Consider the following 15424-nt stretch of genomic DNA (forward strand, 5'->3'; position numbering starts at 1 on the left):
TCTTTTCTTCTTCATCGGCATATCCATGACTTTTACACCTCATGATATGCCTCGCCCACGAAATCACGGATAGGTCCGCTCCGATCGCCCAATCGATGGCGGTTACGCCTGTCTTCGTAACGAACAAGGCAAGAACGATGGCCAACATCCTCGTGAACAGCTCCCAGCCAAGCTTTCGATCCTCGCTCATGAGGCCCCAGTACTCTTCAGTGATGCCTTGTTTTACGATTGCGGTCATTGGTCGCTGCTCCAGTTTTCACGACGTAAGTACTTCGTTGACAGGACGTCGTAAGTCTACATCGATGCCTAGCGATGTCGATCGCTTAACCATCGGGAACTACCCTCCAGCAGCCGTTCGGTGCGGCAGGTCAGCTCGTAGTGATGTAACAGGTCATTGACCGTTTCGATATGCCCGACGAGGCGGCTCGTTTGTGGTGCCAAGAAATTAAAAAGCCCGGAGGACACAGGGAGTCGACCGGGCTACAGCAGTGACCAAATTTTCACGAACACTGAGGAATTTTTTTCATCTCAGTGATACGTTTTTCACGATCTCTGACAACCTACAGAGTTAGACATCAATATTCCCCGCCCGCAACGCGTTCGACTCAATAAACGCCCGCCGCGGCTCGACGTCATCCCCCATGAGGGTAGTAAAGATCCCATCCGCAGCAATCGCGTCTTCGATCTGCACGCGCAGCAGACGCCGCACTGCCGGATCCATCGTCGTTTCCCACAGCTGCTCGGGGTTCATCTCGCCGAGCCCCTTATAGCGTTGTTTGGAGACGTTCCGCTCCGCATCCGCCAGCAGCCACTTCATCGCGCTCTTGAAGTCCGCCACGGCCATGCTGCGCTCACCGCGCTTGATGACCGCCCCTTCCCCAATCAGCCCCTTGAACGTATTCGCGGTGGTCACGAGCTGCTGATAATCCGCCGTGTGCTGGAATTCCTGGTCGATGACCGAGACCCGCACGTTGCCGTGATGCGTCCGCTCGACATGCAGCGCCCGCTGTTCGCGAACCGCGTCATACGAAGGCACAACCCGGACTTCGTTCTTCAGCGCCTCATCATGCAACGCCGCGTGCAGAGCCTTAGCCGAAGCCTCGGTCGACTCTTCGTTGGAAAGATCGATCACCACGCCGTCCATAACCGCTTCCAGCGCGGCCGGGTCATACAACCGGCTCAACCGATCGATCACGCTCTGCGACAGCAAATACGACCTTGCCAGCTCCCCAAGCGCATCACCCGAAATCGCCGCCGCATTCTCACCCGGCACCAACTCCGACCCTTGCAGCGCCAACCGCAGCATGTGCGCGTTGAGCTCCACGTCATCCTTCAGATACCGTTCGTCCTTGCCCGCCTTGATCTTGTAAAGCGGCGGCTGCGCGATATACACGTACCCGCGCTCGATCATGTCCGGCATCTGGCGATACAGGAACGTGAGCAGCAGCGTCCGGATGTGCGCACCGTCGACGTCCGCGTCGGTCATGATGATGATGCGGTGATAGCGGAGCTTCTCGAGGTTGTAGTCTTCCTTGCCGATCCCGCACCCAAGCGCGGTCACGAGCGTGACGATTTGCTCCGACGACAGCAGCTTGTCGTAGCGCGCCTTCTCGACGTTCAGCACCTTGCCGCGCAGCGGCAGGATCGCCTGAAATTTCCGATCACGCCCTTGCTTCGCCGACCCACCTGCCGAGTCACCCTCGACGATGTAGATTTCGCACTTCGCCGGGTCTTTCTCCTGGCAGTCCGCGAGCTTGCCGGGCAGGCCGACGCCGTCGAGCACGCCCTTGCGTCGTGTCATCTCGCGAGCCTTCCGCGCAGCATCACGCGCACGCGCGGCTTCAACGATCTTCCCGCAGATGATCTTCGCGTCGATCGGCGTTTCCAGAAGGAACTCTTCCAGCGCCTTCGCGACGACTTCTTCCACCGGCGCACGAACCTCGGAAGAAACCAGCTTGTCCTTCGTCTGCGAGCTGAACTTCGGCTCCGGCACCTTCACGGACAGAACGCACGACAGCCCTTCACGCATGTCGTCGCCGGTCGTCTCGACCTTCGCCTTCTTCGCGATTTCGTTGTCGGTGATGTACTTGTTGATGACGCGCGTCATCGCGGCGCGCAGGCCAGTCAAGTGCGTGCCACCGTCGCGTTGCGGAATGTTGTTCGTGAAGCACAGCACGTTTTCGTTGTAGCTGTCGTTCCACTGCATCGCGACTTCGACGCCCACGCCATCCTTCTCGCCGTTGGCGAAGAACACGGTCGGGTGTAGGTTGGTCTTCGTCTTGTTGATGTACTCGACGAAGCCCTTCACACCGCCGGCGAACGCGAAATCGTCTTCCTTGCCCGAACGCAGATCGGTGAGGCGAATCCGCACGCCGTTGTTCAGGAACGAAAGCTCGCGCATCCGCTTCGCGAGGATGTCGTAGTGATACTCGACCGTGCCGAAAATCGTCGGATCGGCCATGAAATGCACTTCGGTGCCGCGGTTCTCGGTGTCGCCCGTCACGAGCATCGGCGACACTTCCACGCCGTCCACCGTCTCGAGCACGCGATCCTGCGCAACACCGCGATGGAACTCCATGAACCGCTTCTTGCCGTCGCGGCGCACCGTGAGGCGCAGCCAGCTCGACAGCGCGTTCACGCACGACACGCCCACACCGTGCAGGCCGCCGGACACCTTGTAGCTGTTCTGGTCGAACTTGCCGCCGGCATGCAGCTCGGTCATCACGATCTCGGCGGCACTGCGCTTCGGCTCGTGCTTGTCGTTCATCTTCACGTCGGTCGGAATCCCGCGGCCGTTGTCGGTCACGGAAATCGAGTTGTCGGCGTGAATCGTCACGTGGATGTCGTTGCAGTACCCGGCCAACGCTTCGTCGATCGAGTTGTCGAGCACCTCGAACACGAGGTGGTGCAGACCGGTGCCGTCCGACGTGTCGCCGATGTACATCCCGGGGCGCTTGCGCACCGCTTCCAGACCTTCGAGGATCTGGATCGACGAGGCGCCGTAGCTGCTGTTATCGGGTTGCGAATTGTGCTGTTCACTCATGGATATCTTCCGGTTCTGCGGGGCCACTCTCGTGGCGGCGCGGTGCGTTTCAGCGAGAGAAATCGCCGGGCCGCTCGAGTTTCCTGGCCCGCCCCAAGCGCCGAAAAGGCACCAAAAGGGCGGGTTGTCAGTTCGCCATAAAAACGCCAAAGGGGCTTGCCGCCCCCTGGTGTGTGTCGCGATGTCGAGCGCGTCAGATGCGCATCGGCATCACGACATACTTGAACTCGTCGTTCTCGGGCACGGTGATCAGCGCGCTCGAGCTGGCGTCGCCGAGGCTCACCTGCACGGTGTCGACCTTCAGGTTCGCGAGCACGTCGAGCAGATACGTGACGTTGAAGCCGATGTCGACGGTATCGCCCTGGTAGGCGATTTCGAGTTCTTCCTGCGCCTCTTCCTGATCGGCGTTGGTCGACATGATTTTCAGCTGGCCCGGCGCGATGATGCAGCGCACGCCCTTGAACTTGTCCGACGTCAGGATCGCCGCGCGCTGCAGCGAACGCTGCAGTTCTTCACGGCCGATCTCGAACGTGTTCTTGTGCGCCTTCGGGATCACGCGCTGGAAGTCGGGGAACTTGCCCTCGACGAGTTTCGACACGAGCTCGACCTGGCCGAACGTGAACTTGGCCTGGGTTTGCGCGATGTCGATGGTGACGGTGTCGTCGATGTCTTCGAGCAGGCGCTGCAGCTCGAGAATCGTCTTGCGCGGCACGATGACTTCCTGGCGGCCGAACGTGCCGCCTTCGAGCTTCATCGACGAGAACGCGAGGCGGTGGCCGTCGGTGGCCACGGCCATCAGCTGGTCGCCGTCGACGACGAGCAGCATGCCGTTCAGGTAGTAGCGGATGTCCTGCTGCGCCATCGCGAAGTGCACCATGCCGAGCAACTGGCGGAACGACTTCTGCGGGACGGTCAGCGTGGCGCCGAAATCCTTCGCCTGCGCGACGGTCGGGAACTCGTCGGCCGCGAGCGTCTGCAGTGCGAAACGGCTCTTGCCCGATTGAACGGTGAGGCGCTTGTCGGCGAGCGACAGCGTGACCTGGCCGTCAGGCATCGCGCGCAGGATGTCGAGCAGCTTGCGCGCCGCGACGGTGGTCGCGACCTGGTCGCCGCCGACGCCGAAATCGGCGCGCGTGGTGATCTGCAGCTCCAGGTCGGTCGACAGGAACGAAACGTCCGGGCCGTTCTTGGTGATCAGCAGGTTGGCGAGGATCGGCAACGTATGGCGGCGTTCGACGATGCCGCTGACCGTTTGCAGCGGCCTGAGGAGGGTGTCTCGTTCGGTCTTGACCAGTTGCATAGAGTTCCTTCGTTGAGTAACGGCCTGCAGCGCAGCAGCCTCGCAGCGCCCCGCCGGCCGGGCTCTTGGCCCGCCACCACCGGGGCGGTCAAACCAGTATTGTGCCTCAAAACCGAACCGCCCCCCTTAAATTGGGGCGGAGGCCGAATTATCAAGCGCGGTGCGCGCGCTCAGCCCTTCAGCGTCTGTTCCAGCACGTGCAGCTCGTGGTTGAGCTGCGCGTCCTTGCTGCGCTCGTCGGCGATCTTGCGCACGGCGTGCAGCACGGTGGTGTGATCGCGACCGCCGAACAGCTCGCCGATCTCGGGCAGGCTCTTCTGCGTGAGTTCCTTCGCCAGGTACATCGCAATCTGCCGCGGCCGCGCGATGTTCGCGGGACGCTTCTTCGAATACATGTCGGCGACCTTGATGTTGTAGAAGTCGGCGACGGTCTTCTGGATGTTCTCGACCGAAATCTGCCGGTTCTGCACGGTCAGCAGGTCCTTCAGCGCTTCTTTGGTCAGCTCGATCGAGATCTCGCGGCCGTGGAACTTCGAATACGCGAGGATCTTGCGCAGCGCGCCTTCGAGTTCGCGCACGTTCGAGCGCAGGTGCTTCGCGACGAAGAACGCGACGTCTTCCGACAGGTTCACGCCTTCCGACTGCGCCTTGCGCATCAGGATCGCAACGCGCATCTCGAGCTCGGGCGGCTCGATCGCGACGGTGAGGCCGGAGTCGAAGCGCGAGATCAGGCGATCGTCGATACCCGAGATCTCCTTCGGATACGTATCGCTGGTGATGATCACCTGCGCCTTGTTCGCGACCAGCGCCTCGAACGCGTAGAAGAATTCCTCTTGCGTGCGCGACTTGCCGGAGAAGAACTGAATATCGTCGATCAGCAGCAGGTCGAGCGAATGGTAGTAGCGCTTGAAGTCGTCGAACGCCTTGCGCTGGTACGCCTTCACCACGTCGGACACGTATTGCTCGGCGTGGATGTAGCGGATGCGCGCGCCGGCCTTGTCGAGCAGCAGCTGGTTGCCGATCGCGTGGATCAGGTGGGTCTTGCCGAGGCCGACGCCGCCGTACAGGAACAGCGGGTTGTACGAGATGCCGGGGTTGTCCGCGACCTGGATCGCGGCGGCGCGCGCGAGCTGGTTGGCCTTACCGGTCACGAAGTTGTCGAAGGTGAGCACCGGGTTCAGCTTCGAGCGTTCGTACATCGAATCGGCTTCGCCGCCGTTCGCGGGTGCCGCACCGGGGCCGGGACGCCACGTGCGGCGGCCGGCCGCCGCTTCGTGCGCGGGCAGGCTCGGCAGGTCGATGTCGGCGTCGTCGGCGTTCAGGTGATGCGCGGCGGCCGCCGACGGCGTCATCGGCACGTTGGCCGGCGCGCTGGGCGCAGCGGCGGCATTCGCGGCCAGGTTGGCGGCGATCGCGGCGACCGTCGCGGCGGGGCCGGTCGGTGCCAGCGGCGCGCGCGGGGCGGCCGGCGCGGCGGCAGTTGCGCTGCGCATGCCGGCCTTCGGATCGAGGACGAACTGGACTTCGATCGGCGCATTCCAGAAATCTCGGGCCAGATCGGAGATGCGGCCCGAAAACTGGCTCTTGACCCAGTCCAGCTTGAAGCGGTTCGGCGCGGCGATGGACAGCGTGTTCGCCGACGCATCGAAGGCCACCGGGGCCAAGGGTTTGATCCACGTCACGTACTGCTGGGGCGTCAGCTCGCGCTCCAGCAGTGCGGAACAGTGTTGCCAGAAATCGTTCATCAAGTAACTGTCGTTTTTTGCGTGCACAGTGCGGCTCGCCGGCGCCCTTGTCGCGGTTGCGCAACAAGGCCCGAAGCGGTCGTGCGAGCGTGCGTCGGACGCCTGCGTCACAGTGTCGGAGGGGCAGGCGGGCACCGAAGCGGCGTGCGGGATTCTTGGAGATAAGGCGAGATTCTAACGCCAAACGCGGCCACAGCGGGACTTATCCACAGGCTGTGATTGTGGGTCGCGGGGCCGGATCGGCTGAGGCTGGCACAGGCGGACGACTCCTAAAGTATTGACCGTCAAGAGAAAAACGGTTTAAATAGCGGGTTCCGCGAAAACCAATCCTGTATTCCCGGCGATTGCGTTCGCCCGAATGCCTCCGGTTAAGGGCACGCGGTCCCCTGAATTTCGACATTCTCGAACAAGTGAGAACATCATGAAACGTACTTACCAACCGTCCGTGACGCGCCGCAAGCGCACCCATGGCTTCCGTGTCCGCATGAAGACGGCAGGTGGCCGCAAGGTCATCAACGCTCGCCGCGCGAAGGGCCGCAAGCGCCTCGCCATCTAAGGCAGGTTGCGCGCTGTGTCCGCCGTCCGCAGTCCTGCGGAAGGTACCGTCGAGCCGGGTGCGAATCCGTCGCAGACGAAAGCCGCCTTCCCGAAAGCTGCGCGGCTTCTGAAAACGGATGAATTTTCATCCGTTTTTCGTTTGCGCCCCTGGCGGCGCTCCGCGCACTTCGTGATCTACGGCAAGCCGACCGGCCAGCCTGCCCGTCTGGGGCTCGTCGTCGGCAAGAAGTATGCGCCGCGGGCAGTCACACGTAACCTCGTGAAGCGGCTGGCGCGCGACGCGTTTCGCCTGCGCCGGGCCGAATTCGCCGGTTACGACCTGCTGCTGCGGCAGCACACGCGCTTCGACAAGAAAGCGCTGCCGAGCGCGGCTTCCGCCCCGCTCGCGGCGATGTGCGCGGCCGAAATCCGCGAACTGCTCGACAGGGCAGTCCGGGAGATCGCCCGCCGGGCGTCGAAGCCCGCGTCCGAGTGACGCATCCGTGTCCGGGGCGGCGTTCGCGCCTGCCCGGCCGGTTTTGACGCGGCGTCGAACGGCGCCGCCCAAGGTATGGAAACGGTATTGATCGCCTTGCTGCGCTTCTACAAGGTTGCCGTGAGCCCGATGCTCGGCAACCGTTGCCGTTTTTATCCTTCCTGTTCGGATTACGCGCGCGAGGCAATCCAGTATCATGGCGCCGCGCGCGGCACGTATCTCGCCGTCAGGCGCGTGTGCCGATGCCATCCGTTTTCCGCGGGCGGCATCGACCTCGTCCCGCCGCCCAACTCCGACACTCGCGCTCGCGGCGAAGCCGACGCGCGGTCCCATCGACTCTGAGACAACGCATGGATATCAAACGCACCGTCCTATGGGTGATCTTCTTCATGTCAGCTGTCATGCTGTACGACAACTGGCAGCGCTCCCATGGACGCCCGTCGATGTTCTTCCCCGGCGCCACGCAGACGGCCCCCGCGGCTGCCGGCGGCGCATCGGGCACGGGCGCGACGACGACCGCAGGTGAAGTGCCTGCCGCCGCGGCAGGCACCGCTCCGTCGACGACGGCACCGGCCGCGCAGGCGCAGCTCGTGAAATTCTCGACCGACGTGTATGACGGCGAAATCGACACGCGCGGCGGCACGCTCGCGAAGCTGACGCTGAAGAAGCAGGGCGACGGCAAGCAGCCCGACCTGTACATCACGCTGTTCGACCACACGGCCGGCCACACGTATCTCGCGCGCTCGGGCCTGCTCGGCGGCGACTTCCCGAACCACAACGACGTCTACACGCAGCTGAACCCCGGCTCGACGTCGCTGACGGGCGACCAGAACGCGCTGAAGCTGTCGTTCGAATCGCCGGTGAAGGGCGGCGTGAAGGTCGTGAAGACCTACACGTTCACGCGCGGCAGCTACGTGATCGGCGTCGACACCAAGATCGACAACGTCGGCACGGCCCCGGTCACGCCGACGGCCTACATGGAACTGGTGCGCGACAACACGGCCGTCGAAACGCCGATGTTCTCGCATACGTTCCTCGGGCCCGCGGTCTACACGGACGCGAAGCACTTCCAGAAGATCAACTTCAGCGACCTCGACAAGAACAAGGCCGACTACGTGAACTCCGCCGACAACGGCTGGGTCGCGATGGTGCAGCACTATTTCGCGTCGGCATGGATTCCGCAGCAGGGCGTGAAGCGCGACATCTACGCTGAAAAGATCGATCCGACGCTGTACCGCGTCGGTGTGAAGCAGCCGGTCGCCGCGATCGCCCCGGGCCAGTCGGCCGACGTGCAGGCACGCCTGTTCGCCGGTCCGGAAGAAGAGCGCATGCTCGAAGGCATCGCGCCGGGCCTGGAACTCGTGAAGGACTACGGCTGGGTGACGATCATCGCGAAGCCGCTGTTCTGGCTGCTCGAGAAGATCCACGGCTTCGTCGGCAACTGGGGCTGGGCGATCGTGCTGCTGACGGTCCTGATCAAGGCCGTGTTCTTCCCGCTGTCGGCCGCGAGCTACAAGTCGATGGCGCGCATGAAGGAAATCACGCCGCGCATGCAGGCGCTGCGCGAACGCTTCAAGAGCGATCCGCAGAAGATGAACGCCGCGCTGATGGAGCTGTACAAGACCGAGAAGGTCAATCCGTTCGGCGGCTGCCTGCCGGTCGTGATCCAGATCCCGGTGTTCATCTCGCTGTACTGGGTGCTGCTTGCATCGGTCGAAATGCGCGGCGCGCCGTGGATTCTGTGGATTCACGACCTGTCGCAGCGCGATCCGTTCTTCATCCTGCCGGTGCTGATGGCCGTGTCGATGTTCGTGCAGACGAGCCTGAACCCGACGCCGCCGGACCCGGTCCAGGCGAAGATGATGAAGTTCATGCCGATCGCGTTCTCGGTGATGTTCTTCTTCTTCCCGGCTGGCCTGGTGCTGTACTACGTCGTGAACAACGTGCTGTCGATCGCGCAGCAGTACTACATCACGCGCAAGCTCGGCGGCGGCAAGAAGGCCTGACGTCAGTGGCACACGCGGGCGGCCAGCCGCCCGCGATACACGTGAAAAAGCCGCATGGTGCGAACCATGCGGCTTTTTTGTTTCCGGCGGGTGGGTGGCGTGCGGCGCTTGACCGCTGCCGATCAGGCCTTCTTCGCTTCGATTTTCGCGTCGCTGCCGTAGAACTGCTCGATCAGTTCCTGAACGAGGTAACGCTGATGCGGCGCCAACGCCTCGATCTTCGACGCGAGTTCGATCGTCTCGGGTGTCGGCGGATAGCGTTCGTCGCGCGGCAGCGGTTGCGGCGTCGGATGTTCGGTCACGCTTGGCGACGGGCCGTAATGCAGCCAATGCAGTTCGACGCGCAACCAGTCGGCGAGCGTTTCGAGTTTGTCCGGCGTCGGAATCGTGCGGCCCGTCAGCCATTTGTGCGCGGTTTGCGGCGAAACCGGCTGCGCACCGTGGTGACGCAGGTTGAACCGGTTCGCGAGCTCGGTCGCGCCGGCGACCTTGTCCGGGCTGCGCCGCAAGGCGAATTTCAGGCGTTCCGAGAACGCTGCTTTTTCTTCGGGTGTCGGCATGGAGGTGATTGTGCAATTCGACCGACGCATCTCAGACAACCATATAAGCTAAACATAGCTTATTCGGATGAATCCCAACCTGCCGCGGATCGTGCGGCGGAATGGGGGGCCTCGGCGTCGGACTACTCCGACAGGCATACTCGTCCGATACGGACAGTATGCGGTTGCCCGAGATTTGTACTCGACTTAGCTCCGTCGGGATAAATTCGGGCGAGTTCGAAGCTATCGGGCGTCCGGTGGCGTGCGGGCCGGCACGCTACAATGCCGGCGTCCCGTGCGCGGACTGTTGCGCGGGCGCACCATTGACTCTCTGTTGACCTGATTCATCCGATTCCCATGCTCGCTACCGATTCCGATCCGATCGTCGCCATTGCCACTGCTGCCGGCCGGGGAGGGATCGGCGTCGTCCGCGTGTCGTTCGGACGCGGCGGCGAGGCGGCCGCGCTGCCGCTGATCGATGCGTTGTGCGGGCAGCGGCTCGCGCCGCGCCACGCGAGCTACGTGCCGTTCCTGGACGAGCACGGCGCGCCGCTCGACCGCGGGATCGCGCTGTATTTCCCCGCGCCGCATTCGTACACCGGCGAGCATGTGCTGGAACTGCAGGGGCACGGCGGGCCGATCGTGATGCAGCTGCTGCTGCAGCGCTGCCTGGATGCAGGGCGCGGCTTCGGGCTGCGGCTCGCGGAGCCGGGCGAGTTCACGCGGCGCGCGTTCCTGAACGACAAGCTCGACCTCGCGCAGGCCGAGGCCGTCGCCGACCTGATCGAGGCGAGCACCGAGGCGGCGGCGCGCTCGGCCGGGCGTTCGCTCGACGGCGCGTTCTCGCGGCAGATCCACGCGCTCGTCGAGGACGTGATCACGCTGCGGATGCTGGTCGAGGCGACGCTCGATTTCCCGGAAGAGGAAATCGACTTCCTGGAAGCGGCGGATGCGCGCGGCAAGCTCGCGAAGATTCGCGAGCAACTGGCGCACGTGCTCGGCGACGCGCGGCAGGGCGCGCTGCTGCGCGAGGGGCTGTCAGTCGTGCTGGCGGGGCAGCCGAACGTCGGCAAGTCGTCGCTGCTGAATGCGCTCGCCGGCGCGGAGTTGGCGATCGTCACGCCGATCGCGGGCACGACGCGCGACAAGGTCGCGCAGACGATCCAGGTCGAAGGGATTCCGCTGCACATCATCGATACGGCCGGGCTGCGCGAGACGGAGGACGAAGTCGAGCGGATCGGGATTGCGCGCACGTGGAGCGAGATCGAGCGCGCGGACGTCGTGCTGCACCTGCTCGATTCGCGCACGGGGATGACGGCGGACGACGGGACGATCGCGGCGCGGTTCCCGGCTGGCGTGCCGGTGGTGCGCGTGCTGAACAAGACGGACCTCACCGGCGTGCCGGCGTGCGTCGAGCATCCGGCGGCCGAAGGCGACCTGACCGAGGTGCATCTGTCGGCGAAGCGCGGCGACGGGATCGACATGCTGCGCGCGGAACTGCTGCGGATCGCGGGGTGGCAGGCGGGCGCCGAAGGCGTCTATCTGGCGCGCGAGCGGCATCTGATCGCGCTGCGGGCTGCGCAGGAACACCTGGCGCAGGCGGTCGATCATGCGGAGCAGCGCGCGCAATCGCTCGATCTGTTTGCGGAGGAGTTGCGGCTCGCTCAAGAACAACTCAATGCGATTACCGGGGAGTTTACGTCGGATGATCTGCTGGGGGTGATTTTCAGCAGGTTTTGTATCGGGAAGTGAGCGGCAAACGGGATTGCAGACCGGGAACGTTGCTACCTTCCCGGAAACCGGGCATATCGGTATCCGCGTGGTGGTCGTCGAGCGGACTACTACTGTGCCGTTTCACAGATGTGGACGTTCTGCGAGCAGTCTATCGAGGAGCGTAGGAGGCAATGATATATACACCGAGTTATCACCACCATCGCCCTTTGAAAAGGATACGTATACGTCGCTATAGCTATGCCAGGATATTTCAGGAACGGGTGTGCTAAATGCGTGCTGTGCGAGTAGCTTCCCGGTTTTCGCGCGGTATACGCGGCCGACATATCGAGAATTGCCACCCGGTACCCAAGCTAGAAGGCATAGATCGGCAATGTATGTACCATCAGGAGATGTCGATTCCCTGCACTCGTCGCCGCGTGGGGTTCGATCAAAGAGGGTGAGGCCAATTAGTCCTGTGATGGATAACACGAGAATCGATTTAAAGAGTGTTTTCATGTATTTGGATGGCGCGCTATTGGCTTTGTCGTGGTTTTTGATCATAGATGGATTTTTATAAAAGGGGAGAGTGGAACGTATCGTTTGTCGGAATAGATAATAAAATCTCCTCCTCTGTTGTGTATTTCGGACCATCTCCGGAAATCACGATTCTCAACAGGATAATAGACATTTCCTTTGGCAAACGGGTTGCCTCTCGCTACAGCGTATTTGACATACGGAACATACTCTGAATTTAAAAGCGAGGATGCTACACTGTATGGAACGACGATTACGCCATCGTTGCTCCAATGCCCCAGGTATTGCGATCGATCGCCCAGTTTGTCTGTGAAGGTATAGTTGTCTTTTACATATACCCACACACCTGTCACTTCTGCCGTCGTCCTGCGTGACTCCGCGTCCCACGAGAAGCGGGCGCTTCCGAGTGCCGCATATATATTAAATGAGCCGAGCGCTCCAGATAGATCGTCGGGGGCACCATTATTGCGAAATCGCGCGTCCAGTTGGGTTTCTAGTTTTTGCCCAAACGTACCGTCAACTTTCGAGTATTGAAATTGAAAGTGATGATGCAGGTCGCGAAGATTTTCTCCGCAAATGTCTTCACTATAAAATCTTGTTGCGCCATTTTTGTATTGGAGTAGCTTTTTGTGGAGCTCGTCTCGAGATTTCTGAGATCGAATGGCTTCGTTGATGAGAAAATCGAACTGCTTTTTTGCTCGTGGAAAGCGAAGTACCCAATCCAGCTTAACGGTGGATGTATCGTACATGTCATCCGGGTAAGGTTGCCTATCCTGATTGATTTCGGATAGTTCGTCCTGGGAGGTGGGCGAATAGTTTAGTTTTCCGGAAAACCATCGTTCCATAAGCGCGGCGGATACTGGGAGGTATAGCTTGCGCATTGCTCCGGGGATTTCTTGGATATCGAACGCAGGTATGGAGGCGTCTTTTTCCAGTTTTACCGCAGTCACCTTTGGCGGACTCGGGGCGTTGAGCCACGTTTGGAAGCGAGCCAGTGCCCTGCCAGCCTTTTCTAAATCATCAACCATCTTATCGAGCGAGTCGCGCTTCGGGGTTGCAGGTGCGTGTTTGGGCTCGGCTGCTGATTTTTTCGGAGGTGCTGGAAGCGGAGGCGCGGGCTTAGCCGTGGACAGCGCAATGTTGGGAACGATCTTGCATCCGTCCGCGCCATCATGAAGTTTCCATCGCCAGAGGAATTTATTGATTGTGAAATAGGGAATTCTTTCGTTGTTTAATGGCATTTCAATTTGGTATCCGTTGATATTGAGTGGTGTCCGCGGCGTCTATCACGCTAGCGCGGTCATCTTGATGTAATCAATCGGACCAGTCTGAAATTTCGTCGAAAACAATGAAATTTAGAATGAAATTGAATTGAACGCGTAGGCCCCTTCCGGGGCAACGTAAATGCACGGAGCAATGTGCGTCGTCGGCGCGCCATTTTGGAACGAGCATTGACGTCTTCTCATAGCGTCGGTGCCACGGAGATACGCCGACGCGTTGCCCGGTTTGTTATTCGAAATGGGCCCATCCAGCCGACGGACACCAACAGGGTGATGCAGATAGGGGCAATGATGTTGAGGTGGCCGTTGGCTTATTGCCGAATCGACGGCACGTGACTATAGAGGGCGGCCAACCTGCACGAGCCAGATTGGCCGACATGCCTGACGAGCCGCTCCTGTGTGGTAGCAACGGCCTTGGTGGAAGATGGGAAAAGAATGTGCGTTTTGTGAAGCTCCACTCCAAAACGCTTGCCACGCTACGAGGGCTGCGGATGCATGCTGATCTGACCAAGCTGGTCCGCTCGGGTCGGCTCGTCCAGCATACTTGCCGCCATCAATCCCAATCCCGATGATGATGGTGGTAATACCCGCCACCACCGTAATACCCGCCACCATCCGGCACCACGATGCAGCCGCTCAACAGCACCGCCACACCGGCAATCAGCAAAAGGGTCTTCTTCATCACGCTCACCTGCTCGGATTCGACATGAACCCAGCATAGCGAGCGCGGTCAACACCGGCTGTAAGCGATCGTATCCCGGCGCCGCAATCCGTAACGGCGGATTATTCCGGTCACAATGACCGTAACAAATCCCCAATCCGCAGACGTTTTCACGCCGCGGCGACGCGGTTTCGCCCTGCATCCTTCGCGCGGTACAGCGCCGCATCGGCGGCCTCGATCAATGCATCGGACGTCGACAGGTCGTCGGCCGACAGGGTCGCACAGCCGACGCTGACGCTCACGCGCCCCGCCGGCGACCCGGGCATCGCGAGATCGAGCCGCAGCACCGCTTCGCGCGCCTCCTCGGCAACGACCCGCGCACCGCGTGCGCCGGTGTTCGGCAGCACGATCGCAAACTCCTCGCCGCCGTAGCGCGCGACGATGTCCGCCGGCCGCCGCACCGCACCGGCCAGCGCATTCGCGACAGCGATCAGGCATGCATCGCCCTTCACGTGACCGAACGCGTCGTTGTAGGCCTTGAAGTGGTCGACGTCGACCATCAGCAGCGACAACGGCTCGCTTTGCCGCCGCGCCTGCAGGAACAGCGTGTGGAAATAGTCGTTGAAGTGGCTGCGGTTGAACGCGCCGGTCAGCGCGTCGCGCGCGGACGAACGAACCAGCGTCGCGTGCGCCTCGAACAGCTGCTGATACAGCTTCGTCACTTCCCAGGCGAGCACGCACACCAGCACGCCGGGCGTGAACATGCTGAACACGCGCGCGAGATACCAGCCGACCGTGAAGCGGTTCGTGGTCAGCAGGTTCAGCGTCGTGTCGGTGAGGCAGGCGAGCACCGCGATCGCGAGCCACAGGTCGAGTGTCGTGCGCAGCCGGCCGGCGGCCACCGCCGCGACGAGCGCGAGCGCATTGAGGATCCATACGACCAGCGCGATTCCGTTGACGGGCAGCGCGGCCGCATCGCCCGGCGGATGGAACGCGGGCGGCAGCGCGACGTTCAGCGCCAGCACGCACAGCAGCGCGGCCGCGACGGCCGGGCCGCCGACCAGTGCGAAGGTCCACCAGCGCGTCTGTGCCGCGCCGACCGGTGCACGCGCGAGCCGCTCGCGCGCGAGCAGCGCGAGCATCACGAAGCACGGAAAGCCGGCATGCCAGAAGATCCACATCCACGCGGCGGTTTGCGGACGCGCGTCGAACAATCCATGCGGCGCAAATACACCGGGAAAGGTGAGCAGCTGCAGCGCGACGGCGAGTGCGGTGAACGCATAGGCGCCGCCGAGCACACCGAGCACGGGCTGGCGCGTGACGGTGAACTGCGCGCCGAGGAAGAAGGCGGCGATGCTCGCGGTGGTGAACACGGTCAGCGCGCACATCGGCATGAACGGCTCGACCGCCGGCAGCGCGACGTTCGCGTGCGGCACGGCGATCCCGAGGGCGAGCACGATGACGAGTGCCGTCAGCGCGCCGAACCAACGCTGACGACGCGTCGTGTGCTGGATCAGGATACCTTCCATGGATTCCCCCGGGCGCTCGTGCGGTCACGCCCGGTCTTGGC

At 62.2% G+C, this 15424-nt stretch carries 13 protein-coding genes; 5 read left to right on the forward strand and 8 right to left on the reverse strand.

Translation table 11 applies throughout. The features are described 5' to 3' along the window. The 4 genes from DIE06_RS10860 to dnaA form a co-directional block, all read right to left on the reverse strand. Window positions 1–238: hypothetical protein (locus tag DIE06_RS10860; protein ID WP_148094364.1), on the reverse strand; the 238-nt coding region annotated here is incomplete at its 3' end. Between the two features lie 330 nt (window positions 239–568). Continuing rightward, window positions 569–3043: a DNA topoisomerase (ATP-hydrolyzing) subunit B gene (gene gyrB, locus DIE06_RS10865; RefSeq protein WP_124631119.1), complete on the reverse strand. Its 2475-nt coding sequence runs from the start codon at window positions 3041–3043 to the stop codon at window positions 569–571. Between the two features lie 193 nt (window positions 3044–3236). Next, on the reverse strand, window positions 3237–4343 hold the full coding sequence (gene dnaN, locus DIE06_RS10870; RefSeq protein WP_006756934.1) for a DNA polymerase III subunit beta: 1107 nt from the start codon (window positions 4341–4343) through the stop codon (window positions 3237–3239). A gap of 170 nt (window positions 4344–4513) precedes the next feature. Then, on the reverse strand, window positions 4514–6088 hold the full coding sequence (gene dnaA, locus DIE06_RS10875) for a chromosomal replication initiator protein DnaA (protein WP_221624048.1): 1575 nt from the start codon (window positions 6086–6088) through the stop codon (window positions 4514–4516). Window positions 6089–6509: 421 nt separating this feature from the next. On the opposite strand from dnaA, the gene rpmH reads away from it, so the two are divergent. The 4 genes from rpmH (at window position 6510) to yidC (ending at window position 9127) form a co-directional block, all read left to right on the forward strand. Beyond that, the gene (gene rpmH, locus DIE06_RS10880) at window positions 6510–6644 is read left to right on the forward strand and encodes a 50S ribosomal protein L34 (RefSeq protein WP_004198824.1); all 135 of its coding nucleotides are present in this window, start codon (window positions 6510–6512) and stop codon (window positions 6642–6644) included. Between the two features lie 15 nt (window positions 6645–6659). After that, the gene (gene rnpA, locus DIE06_RS10885) at window positions 6660–7121 is read left to right on the forward strand and encodes a ribonuclease P protein component (protein ID WP_006756936.1); all 462 of its coding nucleotides are present in this window, start codon (window positions 6660–6662) and stop codon (window positions 7119–7121) included. A gap of 75 nt (window positions 7122–7196) precedes the next feature. Continuing rightward, window positions 7197–7463: a membrane protein insertion efficiency factor YidD gene (gene yidD, locus DIE06_RS10890; RefSeq protein ID WP_006750110.1), complete on the forward strand. Its 267-nt coding sequence runs from the start codon at window positions 7197–7199 to the stop codon at window positions 7461–7463. 8 nt (window positions 7464–7471) lie between these two features. Next, window positions 7472–9127 (forward strand): membrane protein insertase YidC, encoded by a 1656-nt coding sequence (gene yidC, locus DIE06_RS10895; RefSeq protein WP_124661431.1) that lies wholly within the window; start codon window positions 7472–7474, stop codon window positions 9125–9127. Window positions 9128–9249: 122 nt separating this feature from the next. Here the strand turns inward: yidC and DIE06_RS10900 are convergent, their stop codons facing one another. Further along, window positions 9250–9687, reverse strand: coding sequence for a helix-turn-helix domain-containing protein (locus DIE06_RS10900; protein ID WP_124661432.1), 438 nt, complete (start codon window positions 9685–9687; stop codon window positions 9250–9252). Between the two features lie 336 nt (window positions 9688–10023). Between DIE06_RS10900 and mnmE the strand changes: the two genes are divergently transcribed. Further along, window positions 10024–11418 (forward strand): tRNA uridine-5-carboxymethylaminomethyl(34) synthesis GTPase MnmE, encoded by a 1395-nt coding sequence (gene mnmE / locus DIE06_RS10905; RefSeq protein ID WP_124661433.1) that lies wholly within the window; start codon window positions 10024–10026, stop codon window positions 11416–11418. Window positions 11419–11936: 518 nt separating this feature from the next. On the opposite strand, the gene DIE06_RS10910 is transcribed toward mnmE, so the two are convergent. The 3 genes from DIE06_RS10910 to DIE06_RS10915 all read right to left on the reverse strand — a co-directional run bounded on the left by DIE06_RS10910 (window position 11937) and on the right by DIE06_RS10915 (window position 15383). Next, window positions 11937–13154 (reverse strand): DUF6402 family protein, encoded by a 1218-nt coding sequence (locus tag DIE06_RS10910; RefSeq protein WP_124661434.1) that lies wholly within the window; start codon window positions 13152–13154, stop codon window positions 11937–11939. Window positions 13155–13746: 592 nt separating this feature from the next. Beyond that, window positions 13747–13875 (reverse strand): hypothetical protein, encoded by a 129-nt coding sequence (locus DIE06_RS38965; protein ID WP_256941070.1) that lies wholly within the window; start codon window positions 13873–13875, stop codon window positions 13747–13749. 149 nt (window positions 13876–14024) lie between these two features. Continuing rightward, window positions 14025–15383, reverse strand: coding sequence for a sensor domain-containing diguanylate cyclase (locus DIE06_RS10915; protein ID WP_124661435.1), 1359 nt, complete (start codon window positions 15381–15383; stop codon window positions 14025–14027). Between the last annotated feature and the right edge of the window lie 41 nt (window positions 15384–15424).

The organism is Burkholderia sp. Bp8998 (assembly GCF_003854235.1).
GTDB lineage: Bacteria > Pseudomonadota > Gammaproteobacteria > Burkholderiales > Burkholderiaceae > Burkholderia.